Source organism: Streptomyces ossamyceticus, assembly GCF_001418475.1.
Classification (GTDB): domain Bacteria; phylum Actinomycetota; class Actinomycetes; order Streptomycetales; family Streptomycetaceae; genus Streptomyces; species Streptomyces ossamyceticus.
Genome location: NZ_LIQX01000459.1, coordinates 1 through 15,375 on the forward strand (window position 1 = coordinate 1; position 15,375 = coordinate 15,375).

The window sequence follows — 15,375 nt, forward strand, 5'->3', positions numbered from 1 at the left end:
CCTTCACCGCCACGGCCCGGCGGCCGGGCCGTGGCGGTGAAGGTGGTGCGCGCGGAACTGGCCGAGGACGCCGACTTCCGGCGCCGGTTCGCCCGGGAGGTGGCCGCGGCCCGACGCGTCAACGGGGTGTTCACCGCGGGGGTCGTGGACGCCGACCCGGAGGGGGCGCCGCCATAGCTGGCGACGGCGTACGTACCGGGCGTCGCGCTGAGCGAGGCCGTCACCGCGCACGGGCCCTGGCCGCAGGGGCCGGTGCTGGCGCTCGGCGCCGGCCTCGCGGAGGCACTGGAGGCGATCCACGCGGTCGACGTGGTGCACCGGGACCTCAAACCGTCGAACATCCTCCTCGCCGTGGACGGACCTCGGGTGATCGACTTCGGGATCTCGGTGACCCACGAGGCCAGTGCGTTGACCCGTACCGGCATGGTGGTGGGCACACCGGGGTTCATGTCGCCCGAGCAGCTGACCGGGAAGCCGATCGGGCCCGCCGGCGATGTCTTCTCCTTGGGGGCGGTGCTGACGTTCGCCGCGACGGGATCGGGGCCGTTCGGGACCGGCTCGGGGCACGCCCTGGGCTTCCGCGTCGTCCACGAGGAACCGGATCTGAGCCGACTGCCGCCCCGGCTACGGCCGTTGGTGGCGAGCTGCCTGGCCAAGCAGCCCGACCGCCGTCCCACGGTGGCGACCCTGCTCGATCGACTGGCGGAGGCTGCCGCCGAGCCGCCGGGGGAGATAGAGCCCGTCGACAGGGCCACCGCCGCAGAGGCCGACGCAGGCGAGGCGGTCGCTGGAGAGGCGGTCACCGGAGGTTGCCTCGCGGGGCAGGCGGGCACGCATCCGCCCACCCGGCCCGGCTGGCTCCCCGCGCCGGTCGCCGCGAGCGTGCACGCCCGCACCACCGTGCAGGGCCCCGCGGTTCCCCCTCCACCGGCAGCACCCCGCGCACCGACACCAGCGCCGGATCCAGCCCCGTCCCGGATCCCGCCCGAGGTCCCGGAACCGGTGGCATCCCGCCCTGAGCCGGTGGCATCCGGTGCGGCCCCGGTGTCGCGCGCCCCCGGCCCGTCCCGACGACGGGCCCTGGTCGGTGGACTCGGCGTTGCCGCCGCCGCAGGGCTCGGCTTCGCCGGATGGAAGCTCGGCGACCGGGACTCCGCCAAGGAACCCAAGGGCTTACCCGGCTCCAGCCGAAGGGCCGACGCCTCCCCTACACCGACACCCTCGCCCTCGCCCGCAGCCCCGTCCGGCGTCGAGAAGTGGAAGTTCATCACGGGCGGTCTCGTCTACGCGTCGCCGATCGTCGCCGACGGCGTCGTGTACGTCGGCAGTGAGACCGACTTCCTGTACGCGCTGGACGCCGACACCGGCGCACTGCGTTGGGCGTTCGAAACCGGCGGGAACGTGAACGCGGAGCCGGCTGTCGCCGACGGAACGGTCTATGTGCCCAGTGAGGACGGCAACCTGTACGCGGTGGACGCGGACACCGGCAGGCAGCGGTGGAAGTTCCGTACCGGCAAGGGCAGAAGCTCGTCGCCGACGGTCGCCGACGGCCTGGTGTACGTCGGCGGCGGGGGCAGGCTCCCCAAGGGCATCGGCGGAACGTACCGAGACGACCAGGAAGGCCACGTGTACGCCGTCGACAGCGGCACCGGCGCACAGCAGTGGAAATCCACCACCAGCAGCCGAGTGGAGGAGGCGCCGACCGTCGCCGACGGGGCTGTCTACGCCTCCGCTCTGCGGGGTACCGCGTACGCGCTGGACGCCGCCACGGGCAAGCGCCGGTGGGAATTCACCACCGGTGGTCTGCTCGACTCAGCCGTGGCCGTCGCCGACGGAGTGGTGTACCTCAGCAGCGAGGACGGGCACGTCTACGCGCTGGACGCCACGACCGGCGACCGGCGGTGGAAGTTCGCGGCCGAGAGACACGTGAGCGGGCCGACCGTAGTCGACGGGACGGTCTACCTGGGTGGCGGGGACGGCGAGTTGACCGCCGTGGACGCGCGGCACGGGCAAGCGGCGGTGGAGGACCCGCATCGGCAGGGAACCGTTCGTGGGCGCGCCGACGGTCGTCGACGGGGTGGCCTACACGGGCAGCGGTGACGGCAACCTGTACGCCGTGGACGCCAAGACCGGCGGGAAGCGGTGGGCGTTCCCCACAGGCAGCCCCGTGGGTGCGGTACCCGCCTTCGCCGACGGGGTGCTCTACCTCAGCAGCGTCAACGGCGTCGTGTACGCGGTGACATAGCGGCACCGACGCCCGCCCCGGCCGTCGGCGTTCTCGGCGCCGCCCACTTCAACTCAGCGGCATACGGGGGAACTTGCGTTCCTTCCGGTCCTTGCGCTCCTTCGCCGCGGCCTCGGCCTCCTGGGCCTTCACGACGGCCGCGTACTGGTCCACGTACTCCTGCTCGGAGAGCGAGAGGATCGCGTACATGATCTCGTCGGTGATGGCGCGCAGGACGGCCTTCTCGTTCTCCATGCCTTCGTAGCGCGAGAAGTCGAGGGGCTTGCCGAAGCGGATCACGACGGGGTGGATGTTCGGGATGACCTTGCCGGGCGGCTGCGCCTCGAACGTGCCGATCATCGCGCACGGGATCACGGGCACCCTGGCCTTCAGCGCCATGACCGCCACGCCGACCTTGCCCTTGTAGAGGCGGCCGTCGTGCGAACGCGTGCCCTCCGGGTAGATGCCGAGCAGCTCGTCCTTGCTGAGTACCCCGAGCCCCTCGCGGATCGCGGCCTGACCGGCCTCCTTCCCGGAGCGGTCGACGGGGATCTGTCCCGCGCTGCGGAAGAAGAACGCGGTCAGTCGGCCCTTGAGGCCCGGCCCGGTGAAGTACTCGGCCTTCGCCAGGAAGGTGATGCGCCGCTTGAGGATCGCCGGCATCAGGAAGTGGTCCGAGAAGGACAGGTGGTTCCCCGCGACGATGGCCGCGCCCGACGACGGCACGTGTTCGAGACCCTCGATGCGGGGCCGGAAGACCAGCCGCAGCAGCGGACCCAGAAGCACATACTTGAGCAGGTAATAGAACACGGCGTCCCCTTCGCTCTACCGGATCGGCTCTATGGACGTGTTCCGCCAGGTCACAGCACATATCCGCGGACGCGGCCGTGCTGAGCCCGTCGCCGGGTGAGGGCAGGTCCCATCGGCCTCATGCCGACTCCTCGCTGACTGTACTGACGTTGCGTCAGGCGCTTGCGCGCTGGTGAGCCTCGTCCTGCGGTGCCGAGGATTGATCGTAGCCCGTACTTCCGGCGGTAAGGAGGGCCCCGACCTGCCCCAAACGGCAAAGACGATCAGCCGGGAACGTTCGGTGTTCGACAGGGTGCGAGGGCAGGCCGGCGTACGTCCGGACGGCGGAGCGCCCGGCGTAGGGTCGAGATGGCTCGCCGGGAGGGACCGGACATGGCGTTGGTACTCGTGACCGGGGCGGCCGGTGGGCTCGGGCGCAACGCGGCGGACGCGTTGGCCGAGGCGGGCCCACGACGTGGTGGTGCATGCCCGTGCGAACGCGGACCCCGCACCCCGCGACCCGGGACGAGCAGTTCCAGGCCCGCCCGATCCGGGCCCTGGAGCAGCACACGGGCGTCCCACTCGGCTGACGCCGGCACGCCGGCACGCAGCTCAGGGAGCGATGACGGACGACAGGCGCGCCATGGGCTGGGCCCGGTGAGGTTCTCCGGTCGCAGGGTCGCGTGCTGTCCCGCCTCGGAGCACGTCCCTCAACTCCGCCGCCTTCGCGGCGAAAGCCGTGGCCAGCGCCCCCAGTGAGTCGCCGAGGCGACGCAGTGACGTGACCAGGGTCAGGTCTACGGCCGCGGCCAGGGCGCTGATCAGCTCGGGGATCCGGGCGATGGTCTCGCCCGTGATCGCGAAGTTCGCCACGGCCGGCACGGTGCGCACGCCGCAGTAGGCGTCGGCGGGCACCCCCTGTCTCCCACCGGGTCATGCCCCCCGCGTGTGGCCTGAGCCATCTGCTGCTCCTCTGCTCCTCGTCGCTCGCCCGCCGGACGTGGGGCCGGGACTGCGGCGCGGGACCCCTTGACAGGTCACCGCCTAGGGCCTCAGTGTTGCCGACCAACATGCAGAACGCAATATATTGCGTATCTCGGGAGGTCGCCCATGGACACCGCTCACCCCCGCCCCGGCACCGACACGGACAACCCACCCGTCCGGCCCGCGGGCTTCTGGCGCCGATGTCTGCGGATGCCGATCGGCGTTCAGTCGATCATCGCCGTCGGACTGGGGGCCCTCGTCGGATCCCTCGCCCCGGCCGCGGGCGAGCAGATGAAGATCCTCGGGGAGGTGTTCCTGAACCTGGTGCAGGTCGTCGTCCTGCCCCTGGTCTTCCCCCTCATCGTGCTGGGCATCGCCCGCATGGAGTCGGTCAAGAAGGTCGGCCGGATCGCGGGCAAGGCCATCCTGTACTTCGAGATCGTCACCACCGTCGTCCTGCTGATCGCCGTGGGCCTGGCGAAGCTGACGGGCATCGGCAAGGGAGCCCCGGTCCAGGGGGCGGACGCCGACGACCTCGACGGCCTGAGCCAGGGCATCGACTTCCACGAGCTGATCCTGCACGCCGTACCGAAGAACATCTTCGCGGCGTTCGGCGAGGGCAACCTGCTCGGCGCGATCACCTTCGCCCTCCTCGTGGGCGTAGCCATGGCCGCGATCGGAGCGAAGTCCGAGCCGTTCGCCGAGGTCCTGGAGTCCGTCGCCTCGGTGATGTTCAAGGTCGTCGGCTACGTCATCCGGATCGCGCCCCTCGGCGTGCTCGGCTTCATCTCCTACGACGTGGCCCACTACGGCTTCGGCAACCTGCGCAGCCTGCTGGGCTTCATCGCGGTCGTCTACACGGGCCTGGCCGTCGTCGTCGGCATCCTCTTCCCACTCATCGCGGCTCTCTACCGCATCCGTTACGTCGAACTGCTCAGGTCCATCGCCGGGCTCGCCGGGATCGCGTTCGTCACCCGCAGCTCGGAATCCGTCCTGGCCCCGCTGATGGGCAGGCTGGAGGCGTTCGGCCTCAGCCGGTCGACCACCTCCTTCGTCGTCCCCCTCGGCTACTCCTTCAACACCGACGGCTCCGTCCTCTACCAGGCGGCCGCCCTGGTCTTCCTCGCCAACGCGTACGGCGCCGACACGTCGCTGCCGGCGTTGCTGCTGATGGTCGGCGTGCTCGTGATCCTCTCCAAGGGCATGGCCGGTGTGGCCTCCGCCTCGATCGTCGTCCTCATCGCCGCCGGCAACTCCATCGGCCTGCCCGCCGAGGGCATCGCGCTGCTCCTCGGCGTGGACTTCATCGTCGACATGGCCCGCACCGGCGTGAACGTCATCGGCAACTCCCTCGCCGCGGCGGTCATCGACAGCTCCGAGAAGCGACGCGAGGCCGCACGCGGCGGGCGGGGCGAGCCCGATGCCCCGACCGGCTCCGACGAGGCGACCGCCCCCGGCACGCCCGCCGGCCCCGATGTTCCGACCGATCCCGGCGGCCCCTCCGGGGCGGATACCTCAGTCGACCCCGGCAGCGCCTTCGGGCACGAGAGCCCGGTCACCCCGGGCAGCCCGCCCGCGTCCGACGGCCCGGCCGAGCCCCGGCACGTGGGCCTCCGGAAGGGAGCCGCCCAGTGACCAGCAGTCCGGTGCCCGAAACGAGTCCGTGGCCGCGGACAAAGCCATACCTGGAACCCAGCCCGCCGTTGGAGCCCAATCCGTCCCTGGAGACCCATCCGGCCCCGGCGATCCGCCCTTCCCCAGCGATCAGCCCTTCCCCGGCGATCCGCCGTTCCCCGGAGATCATCGGCATCCTGGGTGGTATGGGTCCGGCGGCCACCGCCGACTTCTACGCCAAGCTCGTCTCCACCACGCCCGGAGCCAGCGACCAGGACCACCTCCGTACGGTCATCTGGTCCGACCCCACCATCCCCGACCGCACCGAGGCCCTGCTGGGTGACGGCCCCGATCCCACCCCCTGGCTCCTCGACGGCAGCCGTGTCCTGCGTGAGGCCGGGGCCACCGTCATCGCCATCCCGTGCAACACCGCCCACGCCTTCGTGCCCCGTATCGCCGACCACGTCGGTCTGCCGATCGTCCACATGATCGACGAAGTCGCCCAGCATCTCGGGGCCCTGAGCCCTCGCATCCACACGGCGGGGCTGCTCGCCACCACCGGTACCGTGCGCGCGCACCTCTACCAGGAGTGGCTGGACAGCGTCGGTATCCGCCTCGTACTGCCCGGCACCGACAGCCAGGACCGCGAGGTCATGGCCGGCATCCGCGCCGTGAAGGCCGGTGACCGCGACGGGCCCGCGACCGCGCTCCTGACCCGCGCCGCGCGGCGGCTCACGGCGCAGGGCGCCCAGGCCGTCATCGCGGGCTGCACCGAGATCCCCCTCGGCCTGCCCGCCGACGCCGTAGAGGTCCCCCTCGTCGACCCCGCGCTCGTCCTGGCCAGGGCCCTCGTTCGCCGGGCCGGAGCGAAGCCCACACCCAGGGAGGCCGCGTAAAGCGATGTACTGTACGCAATATGTCACTCGACAGCCCTGTCTCCCGCCGCCTCCTCAGCGAGGAGGTCTTCCACCGGCTGCGCGACTCCATCGTGCGCGGCGAACTCGTCCCCGGTGAGAAGGTCAAGGACGGTGAGCTCGCCGAGCGCCTCGGTCTCAGTCGCACCCCGGTGCGCGAGGCGCTCGCCCGGCTCACCGAGATCGGTCTGGTGGAGGCCAAGCCCGGCGTCTACACCCGCGTCACCACACTCAACCGGCGTGACGTGGAGAAGACCCTCGCCGTCCTGCGCTCCCTCGACCAGCTCGCCGTCGAGACGGCCGTGCCGGTCATGACCGAGCGGGATCTGCGGCTGATGCGCGAGGCCAACCGGGACTTCGAGCGGGCCGTCGCCGACAACGACACCACGGCCGCGCTCGCCGCGGACGACCGCTTCCACGCCGTTCCCCTCGCGGCGGCGGACAACCCCGTGCTGAGCCGGATCGTGGAGCAGCTCCACCCGCAGATCCACCGCATCCTGTACCGCAAGTTCTCCACCCTGCTCGGCGGGCGCAACACCATCGAGCACCACGACCGGCTCGTCGACGTCTGCGCCGGCGGCGACGCCCGCGCCGCAGGCGAACTCTCCGGAGCCCACTGGTCCGAACTCGGCGGCCACATCAACCGCCTCTTCGACACCAACCAGCTCACCGAGCCGACCGACCGGTAGAAGCCGCTCCCCGCAGGGGGAGCGGCTGTCCACAGGCTGTCCGCAGGCTGAAGGGCCGACGACTGACCGGCCCGGCTCTCGGATCAGGAGCCCTCCCGCAGAACCTCCCCCAGCGTCCCCAGTGCCGAGCGGAGTTCCGCGGCCGTGACCGTCAGCGGCGGTGCCAGGCGGATCGTCGAGCCATGGGTGTCCTTGACGAGGATCCCCCGGTCCATGAGCCGCCGGCTGATCTCGCGGCCCGTGCCGATCGCCGGGTCGATGTCGACGCCCGCCCACAGGCCCCGCGCCCGGAAACCGAGCACGCCCCGGCCGACCAGCGCCGTCAGCCCGTCCCGCAGGACGACGCCCAGCTCGGCCGCCCGCTGCTGGAACTCCCCGGTCCGCAGCAGCTCGACCACCGCCGAGCCCACCGCCGCCGCCAGCGGATTGCCACCGAACGTCGACCCGTGTTCGCCCGGCCTCAGCACGGACAGCACCTCCCGGCGCGCCACCACCGCCGACACCGGCACGATGCCACCGCCGAGCGCCTTGCCGAGCAGCACGGCGTCGGGCATCACGTCCTCGTGCTCGACCGCGAGCGTACGGCCGGTACGGCCCAGACCCGACTGGATCTCGTCCGCGATGAACAGGCACCCGGCACGCCGGGTCACCTCCCGCACCCCGCGCAGATAACCCTCGTCCGGGATGAGCACACCCGCCTCACCCTGGATGGGCTCGATCAGCACGGCCGCCGTCGTCTCGTCGACGGCCGCCTCCAGCGCGGCCAGGTCGTTGTACGGCACCACCCGGAAGCCCGGAGTGAACGGGCCGAAACCGCCCCGCGCCTCCGGGTCGGTGGAGAAGCTGACGATCGTCGTCGTACGGCCGTGGAAGTTGCCCGCGGCCACCACGATCGTCGCCCGGTCCGCGGGCACGCCCTTCACCTCGTACGCCCATTTGCGGGCCACCTTGATGCCGCTCTCCACGGCCTCGGCGCCCGTGTTCATCGGCAGCACCATGTCCAGGCCCGTCAGCTCGGCCAGGGACTCCGCGAACTCCGCCAGCCGGTCGTTGTGGAAGGCCCGCGACGTGAGCGTCAGCGTGTCCAGCTGGCGGTGCGCGGCCTCGATCAGCGCCGGATGGCGGTGACCGAAGTTGAGTGCGGAGTAGCCGGCCAGCATGTCCAGATAGCGGCGGCCCTCCACGTCCTCGACCCAGGTGCCCTCGGCGCGGGCGACGACGACGGGAAGCGGATGGTAGTTGTGCGCGAGGACGGGCTCCTCGGCACGGATGAGGTCGGCCGACGAACGCGTACGGACGGGAGCGGTCATGAGCGGGCCTCCTGGATCGTGGGTCGAAACGCCCGCGGCGGGCGGTGGAACGGGGGCCGGGTCTCCAGCTTCATGGCCGGAGCTCCTGCGTGCAGCACTTGATGCCGCCGCCGGCCTTCCGGAACTCCGACAGGTCGAGCGGGACGGGCACATAGCCCTGCCGGTCGAGCTGATCGGCGAGTTCCTTGGCGCGGGACGAGATGAACACATGGCGGCCGTCGGACACCGAGTTCAGCCCGAAGGCCAGCGCGTCCTCATGGCCGGCGATCACCGCGTCCGGGAACAGCCGGGCGAGGACCGCGCGACTGCCGGGGGAGAACGCCTCCGGGTAGTACGCGATGTTGCCGTCCTCCCCGTCGTCGAGCACGAACAGGGCGGTGTCCAGGTGGTAGAACCGAGGGTCCACCAGCTGGAGGCTGATCACCGGGACGCCGAAGAACTCCTGCGCCTGACGATGGGCCTCACGGGTGGTCCGGAAACCGGTCCCGGCGAGGAGGAAACGGCCGGCCGGCACCAGATCGCCCTCCCCCTCGCACACCGACTCGGCCCGGTGCACCTCGTACCCGGCGGCCTCGAACCAGGCGTCGTACGCGGTGGACTCCGCGCGCCGCTCCGGCGCGTGGAACAGCGAGCCGAGGACACGGCCGCCGAGGACGAGCGCGCAGTTGGCCGCGAAGACCATGTCGGGCAGCGCCGCCACCGGCTCCACGGTCTCCACGGCGTGGCCGTGGGCCCGGTAGGCGCGGATCAGCGCCTGCCACTGCTCACGGGCGAGGTCGACGTCCACGGGGGCGTCCGGATGCATCCAGGGATTGATCGAGTACTGCACGGCGAAGTGTCTGGGTTCGCAGACGAGAAAGCGCCGAAGGCGCGGCACACGGCTGTCGGGCACAGAGGGTCTCTCCGCTTCCTGCGGTGTCGGCTGGGGATGACACCACGGTAGGAATCAGGACAGACGCCCGACAAGCGACGAGCGCTGCGTGTTCACGCAGTGATGCTGCGTATTGAACCCGCTCAGCGCACGTTCGGTGCGTCGACGGTGGCGGCGGCCTCCGGAGCCTCGGGCAGCAGATGCGACAGCACCATGTAACTGATCGTCTTCCGGATGAACGGCTCGGTGCGGATCCGCTCCAGCACCTCCTCGAAGTGCTCCACATCGACGGCCCGCACATGCAGCAGCGCGTCCGCGCCGCCGGTCACCGTCATCGCCGCCGTGATCTCCGGATGGTTGCGCACCACCTCGGCCAGCCGCCGGGGCGGCGCCGCGCCCTCGCAGTACACCTCCACGTACGCCTCCGTGCGCCATCCGAGCGCCGCCGGCTTCACCGTGGCAGTGAACCCCGTGATCACCCCGGTCTCCCGCAGCCGGTCCACGCGCCGCTTGACCGCGGTGGCCGAAAGACCGATGGCCGAGCCGATCTCGGCGAAGCTGGTCCTCGCGTTCGCCATCAGCGCCGTGATGATCTTGCGATCGAGCTCGTCGAACGCCGCTGACTTGCTGTTCATGCGGGCACTGTATCCAGCGACCGGCGCCCGCGGCGCGCGCCCGGAACGCCTCCGGCGCGCGGACATGTGCAGGCGTACGAATTACTCCTACACTCCGGGTTCATGCTGCGCGCGCTCGCCGTCGATGACGAGAAACCCTCCCTCGAGGAGCTGCTGTACCTGCTGAACGCGGATCCGCGGATCAGCAGCGCCGAGGGCGCCAGCGACGCCACCGAGGCCCTGCGCCGGATCAACCGCGCCCTGGAGTCCGGACCCGCCGGACCCGAGGCGATCGACGTGGTCTTCCTCGACATCCACATGGCCGGACTCGACGGCCTCGACCTCGCCCGGCTCCTCACCGGCTTCGCCCGGCCCCCGCTCGTCGTCTTCGTCACCGCCCACGAGGGCTTCGCCGTGCAGGCATTCGACCTCAAGGCCGTCGACTACGTCCTCAAGCCCGTCCGCCGGGAACGGCTCGCCGAGGCGATACGCCGAGCCGCCCAACTGCGCGGCGCCGCTCCGCCGATACCGGTCCACGAACCCGACCCCGACCAGATACCCGTCGAGCTCGGCGGAGTGACCCGCTTCGTCGCCGTCGACGACATCACGCATGTCGAGGCCCAGGGCGACTACGCCCGCCTGCACACCTCGCAGGGCAGCCACCTCGTCCGCATCCCGCTCTCCACCCTCGAGGAACGCTGGCGCGCCCGCGGCTTCGTCCGCATCCACCGCCGCCACCTCGTCGCCCTGCGCCACATCGGCGAACTCCGCCTCGACGCCGGCACGGTCAGCGTCCTCGTCGGCTCCGTAGAACTCCAGGTCAGCCGCCGCCACACCCGCGAGCTGCGCGACCTGCTGATGCGCCGGACCACGGGCTGAGGAGACGGCATGCCCCAGGACCCCACGGAACGGCGCGTCGTCGTCACCGGCGTGCCCCGCCGCACGCTCCCGCACTCCCGGCTCCGCCCGGGCGGGAGACACCCGCACCGCTCCGGCCACCACCGCCCGCGCACCGAGATCGACGAACAGACCACCCTCGGACACACCTACGTCCGCTCCCTCATGCGCAGCCAGCTCCGCGCCGCCCTCGCGGTGTTCGCGGTCCTCGTCCTGCTGGTCGCCCCGCTGCCGCTGGTCTTCGCAGCCATGCCGGACGGCGCCGGCCTGGAGTGGGCCGTCCTCGGCTTCGGCATCTACCCCCCGCTGGTCCTCCTCGCCCGCTGGCACGTACGGCGCGCCGAACGCAACGAACAGGACCTCGTACGCCTCGTCGAGGACCGCTGAGCGCGCATGAACGAGAACTACACCGTCCCCGCGGTCGCCCTCGTCGTCGTGGCGACCGTCTTCGTCGGCGCGTTCGGCCTGCGCATCTCCCGCACGACCTCCGACTTCTACGTCGCCTCCCGCACCGTCGGCCCCCGCCTCAACGCGGCCGCGATCAGCGGCGAGTACCTGTCCGCCGCCTCCTTCCTCGGCATCGCCGGCCTCGTCCTCGTCCAGGGCCCCGACATGCTCTGGTACCCGGTCGGCTACACCGCCGGATACCTCGTGCTGCTGCTGTTCGTCGCCGCCCCGCTGCGCCGCTCGGGCGCCTACACCCTGCCCGACTTCGCGGAGGCCCGGCTCGCCTCCAAGACGGTACGGCGGCTCGCGGGCGCCTTCGTCGTCGGCGTCGGCTGGCTCTATCTGCTGCCCCAGCTCCAGGGCGCCGGACTGACCCTGAACGTGCTCACCGACGCGCCCCAGTGGCTCGGCGGGGTCATCGTCGCCGCCGTCGTCGCCGCGACCGTCGCCGCGGGCGGCATGCGCAGCATCACCTTCGTGCAGGCGTTCCAGTACTGGCTCAAACTCACCGCCCTGCTGGTCCCCGCGCTCTTCCTCGTCCTCGCCTGGCAGGGCGACGGCGCTCCCCGCCACGCCTTCGACGAACCGGCGTCCTTCCGCGAGCAGCGGGTCGTCCGCGTCGACGCGACCCTCGACCTGAAGCTCGCCGAGCCGCTGACCGTCACCGTGTCCGGCACCATCGACGGCCGCCGCCACGACGAGAAACGGATCGACCTGCCCGTCGGCACCCACCGCGTCGAGCGGGGTACCCGGCTGACCTTCACCGAGGGCGACCCCGTGCCCGTCGCCGACCGCGGCAGCAACGGCGGCATGTCCACCTCCCTCGCCGAGGGCCGCGAGGAACGCCCCCTCTACGCCACCTACGGGCTGATCCTCGCCACCTTCCTCGGCACCATGGGTCTGCCCCACGTCGTCGTCCGCTTCTACACCAGCCCCCACGGCGTCGCCGCCCGCCGCACCACGGTCGTCGTCCTCGGCCTCATCGGCGCCTTCTACCTCCTCCCCCCGGTCTACGGGGCCCTGGGCCGGCTCTACGCCCCCGAACTCACCCTCACCGGGGACGCCGACGCGGCCGTACTCCTCCTGCCGGACCGCATGATCGGCGGCCTCGGCGGCGATCTGCTCGGCGCGCTCGTCGCGGGCGGCGCGTTCGCGGCGTTCCTGTCCACCGCGTCCGGACTCACCCTGGCCGTCGCCGGCGTCCTCACCCAGGACGTGCTGCCCGCCCGCGGAGTACGGCACTTCCGGCTGGGCACGGTCCTCGCCATGGCCGTACCCCTCGCGGCGAGCGTCCTGGTGGGCGGACTACCGGTCGCCGACGCGGTCGGCCTCGCCTTCGCCGTGTCCGCCTCGTCCTTCTGCCCGCTGCTCGTCCTCGGCATCTGGTGGCGGCGCCTGACCCCGCCGGGCGCCGCCGCGGGCATGCTCGCCGGCGGCGGAGCGGCGCTGCTCGCGGTCGCGGCGACGATGGCCGGCTACCCCGGCACCGGCGCGTTCCACGCCCTGCTGGCCTGGCCCGCCCTCTGGTCGGTCCCGCTCGGCTTCCTCACGATGGTCCTGGTCTCCCTCGCCACACCGAGCAGGGTCCCGGCCGAGACCCCGTCGATCCTGGCCCGCTTCCATCTGCCGGAGGAACTGGTCGGCGGCCAGCCCGGAGCGGCCTCGAAGGAGATCGAACTGTGGCGCCGGTGAGCGGAACCCCCGAGCCGCGGGCGGTGTACCAGGTGCAGGAGGTGAACGATGAGCGGTGAAGTCAGTGGATTCCTGGCCGGGTTCCTGGTCGCGGCGCTGCCGTTCCTCGCGGCCGGCTTCTGGCTCGGTCGCCGGACGGCCCGACCGGGCAGAAGCCTCGGCGGCCTCGGCACACCCGTGGAGCACGCCACGTTCCAGACCCTGCACACCGCGACGCTCGCCGCGCCCCCGCTGCGCGCCGGCCTCACCGAGGAGACGGCCCGCAGATCGGCCAAACGGCTGCGCACCCTGCTCGGCACGGACGCGCTGTGCCTCACCGACCACGAGTCGGTCCTCGTCTGGGAGGGCGTGGGGGAGCACCACCGCGCCGAGATCATGGAGCGCCTGGCGGGCCCCCTGGAGAGCGGCCGGGGCGAGGCGTTCCGTCTGACCTGCGACATCCTCGACTGCCCGGTCCGCTGGGCGGTCGTCGCCCCCCTCACGGTCGACGACCGCGTCCACGGCGCGCTCGTCGCCTGCGCCCCTCTGGAGTCCGCCGTCCTCGTCCGCGCGGCCGGGGAGGTCGCCCGCTGGGTCTCCGTCCAGCTCGAACTCGCCGACCTCGACCACTCCCGCACCCGGCTCATCGAGGCCGAGATCAAGGCTCTGCGCGCCCAGATCTCCCCCCACTTCATCTTCAACTCGCTCGCCGTGATCGCCTCGTTCGTCCGCACCGACCCCGAGCGCGCCCGCGAACTGCTGCTGGAGTTCGCCGACTTCACCCGCTACTCGTTCCGCAGGCACGGCGACTTCACCACCCTCGCCGACGAACTCCACGCCATCGACCACTACCTGGCCCTGGTCCGGGCCCGCTTCGGTGACCGCCTCTCCGTCACCCTGCAGATAGCCCCGGAGGTCCTGCCCGTCACCCTGCCCTTCCTCTGCCTCCAGCCCCTGGTGGAGAACGCGGTGAAGCACGGCCTGGAGGGCCGGCTCGACAAGAGCCACATCAGCATCACCGCCCAGGACGCGGGCGCGGAGGCACTCGTCGTCATCGAGGACGACGGCGTCGGCATGGACCCCGAGGTCCTGCGCCGCATCCTCTCCGGCGAGACGAGCCCCTCGGGCGGCATCGGCCTGAGCAACGTCGACGAACGGCTCCGCCAGGTGTACGGCGACGACCACGGCCTCGTCATCGAGACCGCGGTCGGCGCGGGTATGAAGATCACCGCCAGGCTGCCGAAATACCAGCCGGGCGTTCACCCGGACGGGGGAATACCCCGAGCCTGAGGATCACACGGCGTGCGTCTCAGGTGCGCGCTGCCACCATCCCCAACGTCAGCAGGCCGAGGACGACCCACCCGAACCACAGCCAGCCGTTGCTTCCGAGAGCCACGGTGTAGGCCGTCACCGCGACCAGCCCACCCACGGTGAGCACCCCCATGGCCTTAGTCGAACTGGGCATCGCGACACCCTCCTCATGGTTCGTCCTTCTCCATGGTGCGCCTGTCCTGGCGCATCGCGGTGCAGACGACGAAATGTGTGTCCGAATGCCATCCACTGTCGCCCACCCAGACAGCGGCTTCATAGATGTCGTGGGGGTAGCCGTACTCCTTGGGCGGGACCTCCTCCTGGCAGAGATCGGCTCCCTCGCGCCTCGCGTCCTTCAGCTTCAGGTCGGAGGGCACCTGGAGGAGCGCGAGCACCTGCTGGTCGTGCGGCCCGTCGCACGGGACCAGCTTGGCGCGGTCGAGGGAGAGCTCGTCGAGGCAGTCCCGCTTCTGCATCGTGGCCGTGTCCGTGAACACCATGCCCATCGGCCGGTGCTCCCCGAGCGGGCCGTGCACCGGCCCATGGGTGCCCAGCAGAAGGCAGGCGACCCGCTGTCCGGCGGTGTCGAAGCCGTCGGCGGTCGGCACCACCGCGTAGCCGCGGGTGTCGGCGAGCAGGCCGTCGGCCTCCTTGGTGAGCCGGTCGCACTCGGCGGCACCGCCGCCGCGGGCGTCCTCGGCGGATCCGGCCTCGTACAGGGCCATGACCTGCCCGTCCGTGCCCTCACCGCAGTCCATGACGGTGAGCCGGGGCTGGTCCGTGAAAGGGACGCCCGGCCAGTCTGCGTCGACGCAGTCACCGTTCCTGAGCGCCCGTGTCAGCCCGATGGCGTCTCCGTAGGGCCTCGCGCCGCTTGCGGTGCCGCCGCCGAGTCCGCGGAGGTCCGGCAGGTTCTCCAGCCCGTACAGGAGCCCGCTCACCAGCAGGGCCAGGCCGAGGGTGGTCGCCACGCCGGCCAGCAGGGCCCTCGCCCGGTGATGAGGGCGCCGACCGTCGGTGCGGGTGCCGGGGGAGCAGCG

16 protein-coding genes are annotated in these 15,375 nt (G+C 71.7%); 9 read left to right on the forward strand and 7 right to left on the reverse strand.

Going from position 1 to position 15,375, the window contains the following annotated elements; genetic code table 11:
• Nucleotides 1-207 precede the first annotated feature (207 nt).
• Both AOK15_RS47445 and AOK15_RS29290 read left to right on the forward strand, forming a co-directional pair.
• Nucleotides 208-2,100, forward strand: coding sequence for an outer membrane protein assembly factor BamB family protein (locus AOK15_RS47445; protein ID WP_240508649.1), 1,893 nt, complete (start codon nt 208-210; stop codon nt 2,098-2,100).
• Nucleotides 2,051-2,245 carry an outer membrane protein assembly factor BamB family protein gene (locus AOK15_RS29290; protein ID WP_055521355.1) on the forward strand — a complete coding sequence of 65 codons (195 nt, stop codon included), beginning with the start codon at nt 2,051-2,053 and terminating at the stop codon, nt 2,243-2,245. The genes AOK15_RS47445 and AOK15_RS29290 overlap by 50 nt, the downstream gene beginning before the upstream one ends.
• Before the next feature lie 48 nt (nt 2,246-2,293).
• Here the strand turns inward: AOK15_RS29290 and AOK15_RS29295 are convergent, their stop codons facing one another.
• Together AOK15_RS29295 and AOK15_RS29300 are read right to left on the reverse strand one after the other, a co-directional pair.
• Nucleotides 2,294-3,034 carry a lysophospholipid acyltransferase family protein gene (locus AOK15_RS29295; protein WP_055521356.1) on the reverse strand — a complete coding sequence of 247 codons (741 nt, stop codon included), beginning with the start codon at nt 3,032-3,034 and terminating at the stop codon, nt 2,294-2,296.
• A gap of 591 nt (nt 3,035-3,625) precedes the next feature.
• On the reverse strand, nt 3,626-3,928 hold the full coding sequence (locus AOK15_RS29300) for a hypothetical protein (protein WP_055521357.1): 303 nt from the start codon (nt 3,926-3,928) through the stop codon (nt 3,626-3,628).
• 195 nt (nt 3,929-4,123) lie between these two features.
• Here AOK15_RS29300 and AOK15_RS29305 point away from each other — a divergent pair, with 195 nt between their 5' ends.
• The 3 genes from AOK15_RS29305 (at nt 4,124) to AOK15_RS29315 (ending at nt 7,214) form a co-directional block, all read left to right on the forward strand.
• A complete protein-coding gene (locus AOK15_RS29305; protein WP_240508648.1) occupies nt 4,124-5,632 on the forward strand; it encodes a dicarboxylate/amino acid:cation symporter in 1,509 nt (502 codons plus the stop codon).
• A gap of 173 nt (nt 5,633-5,805) precedes the next feature.
• A complete protein-coding gene (gene cuyB, locus AOK15_RS29310; RefSeq protein ID WP_276206237.1) occupies nt 5,806-6,507 on the forward strand; it encodes a cysteate racemase in 702 nt (233 codons plus the stop codon).
• 20 nt (nt 6,508-6,527) lie between these two features.
• A complete protein-coding gene (locus AOK15_RS29315; protein ID WP_055521358.1) occupies nt 6,528-7,214 on the forward strand; it encodes a GntR family transcriptional regulator in 687 nt (228 codons plus the stop codon).
• Nucleotides 7,215-7,297: 83 nt separating this feature from the next.
• Here AOK15_RS29315 and rocD read toward each other — a convergent pair whose 3' ends face one another.
• The 3 genes from rocD to AOK15_RS29330 all read right to left on the reverse strand — a co-directional run bounded on the left by rocD (nt 7,298) and on the right by AOK15_RS29330 (nt 10,030).
• On the reverse strand, nt 7,298-8,524 hold the full coding sequence (gene rocD / locus AOK15_RS29320) for an ornithine--oxo-acid transaminase (protein ID WP_055521359.1): 1,227 nt from the start codon (nt 8,522-8,524) through the stop codon (nt 7,298-7,300).
• 70 nt (nt 8,525-8,594) lie between these two features.
• Nucleotides 8,595-9,416 (reverse strand): dimethylargininase, encoded by an 822-nt coding sequence (gene ddaH, locus AOK15_RS29325; protein WP_055521360.1) that lies wholly within the window; start codon nt 9,414-9,416, stop codon nt 8,595-8,597.
• A gap of 122 nt (nt 9,417-9,538) precedes the next feature.
• Complete coding sequence (locus AOK15_RS29330) at nt 9,539-10,030, reverse strand: Lrp/AsnC family transcriptional regulator (protein ID WP_055521361.1); 492 nt, start codon at nt 10,028-10,030, stop codon at nt 9,539-9,541.
• Nucleotides 10,031-10,132: 102 nt separating this feature from the next.
• On the opposite strand from AOK15_RS29330, the gene AOK15_RS29335 reads away from it, so the two are divergent.
• From AOK15_RS29335 to AOK15_RS29350, 4 genes are read left to right on the forward strand one after another with little or no spacing between them, the layout of a single operon-like run.
• The gene (locus AOK15_RS29335) at nt 10,133-10,888 is read left to right on the forward strand and encodes a LytR/AlgR family response regulator transcription factor (protein WP_055521362.1); all 756 of its coding nucleotides are present in this window, start codon (nt 10,133-10,135) and stop codon (nt 10,886-10,888) included.
• A 9-nt stretch (nt 10,889-10,897) separates the two neighbouring features.
• Complete coding sequence (locus AOK15_RS29340; protein WP_055521363.1) at nt 10,898-11,293, forward strand: hypothetical protein; 396 nt, start codon at nt 10,898-10,900, stop codon at nt 11,291-11,293.
• A 6-nt stretch (nt 11,294-11,299) separates the two neighbouring features.
• Nucleotides 11,300-13,045 carry a sodium/solute symporter gene (locus AOK15_RS29345; protein ID WP_055521364.1) on the forward strand — a complete coding sequence of 582 codons (1,746 nt, stop codon included), beginning with the start codon at nt 11,300-11,302 and terminating at the stop codon, nt 13,043-13,045.
• Between the two features lie 48 nt (nt 13,046-13,093).
• Complete coding sequence (locus AOK15_RS29350) at nt 13,094-14,314, forward strand: sensor histidine kinase (RefSeq protein ID WP_055521365.1); 1,221 nt, start codon at nt 13,094-13,096, stop codon at nt 14,312-14,314.
• A 19-nt stretch (nt 14,315-14,333) separates the two neighbouring features.
• Here AOK15_RS29350 and AOK15_RS44315 read toward each other — a convergent pair whose 3' ends face one another.
• Entirely contained in the window at nt 14,334-14,489 is a 156-nt protein-coding gene (locus tag AOK15_RS44315; protein WP_107099542.1) for a hypothetical protein, read from the reverse strand.
• 13 nt (nt 14,490-14,502) lie between these two features.
• A partial coding sequence (locus AOK15_RS29355) for a septum formation family protein (RefSeq protein WP_205632255.1) occupies nt 14,503-15,375 on the reverse strand: 873 nt, incomplete at its 5' end.

Bases quoted from the DNA above. Each gene is read 5' to 3' on its own strand.
- AOK15_RS29305 (WP_240508648.1), top strand. From the start codon at position 4,124: ATGGACACCGCTCACCCCCGCCCCGGCACCGACACGGACAACCCACCC.
- AOK15_RS29315 (WP_055521358.1), top strand. From the start codon at position 6,528: ATGTCACTCGACAGCCCTGTCTCCCGCCGCCTCCTCAGCGAGGAGGTC.
- rocD (WP_055521359.1), bottom strand. From the start codon at position 8,524: ATGACCGCTCCCGTCCGTACGCGTTCGTCGGCCGACCTCATCCGTGCC.
- AOK15_RS29330 (WP_055521361.1), bottom strand. From the start codon at position 10,030: ATGAACAGCAAGTCAGCGGCGTTCGACGAGCTCGATCGCAAGATCATC.
- AOK15_RS29335 (WP_055521362.1), top strand. From the start codon at position 10,133: ATGCTGCGCGCGCTCGCCGTCGATGACGAGAAACCCTCCCTCGAGGAG.
- AOK15_RS29340 (WP_055521363.1), top strand. From the start codon at position 10,898: ATGCCCCAGGACCCCACGGAACGGCGCGTCGTCGTCACCGGCGTGCCC.
- AOK15_RS29345 (WP_055521364.1), top strand. From the start codon at position 11,300: ATGAACGAGAACTACACCGTCCCCGCGGTCGCCCTCGTCGTCGTGGCG.
- AOK15_RS29350 (WP_055521365.1), top strand. From the start codon at position 13,094: ATGAGCGGTGAAGTCAGTGGATTCCTGGCCGGGTTCCTGGTCGCGGCG.
- AOK15_RS44315 (WP_107099542.1), bottom strand. From the start codon at position 14,489: ATGCCCAGTTCGACTAAGGCCATGGGGGTGCTCACCGTGGGTGGGCTG.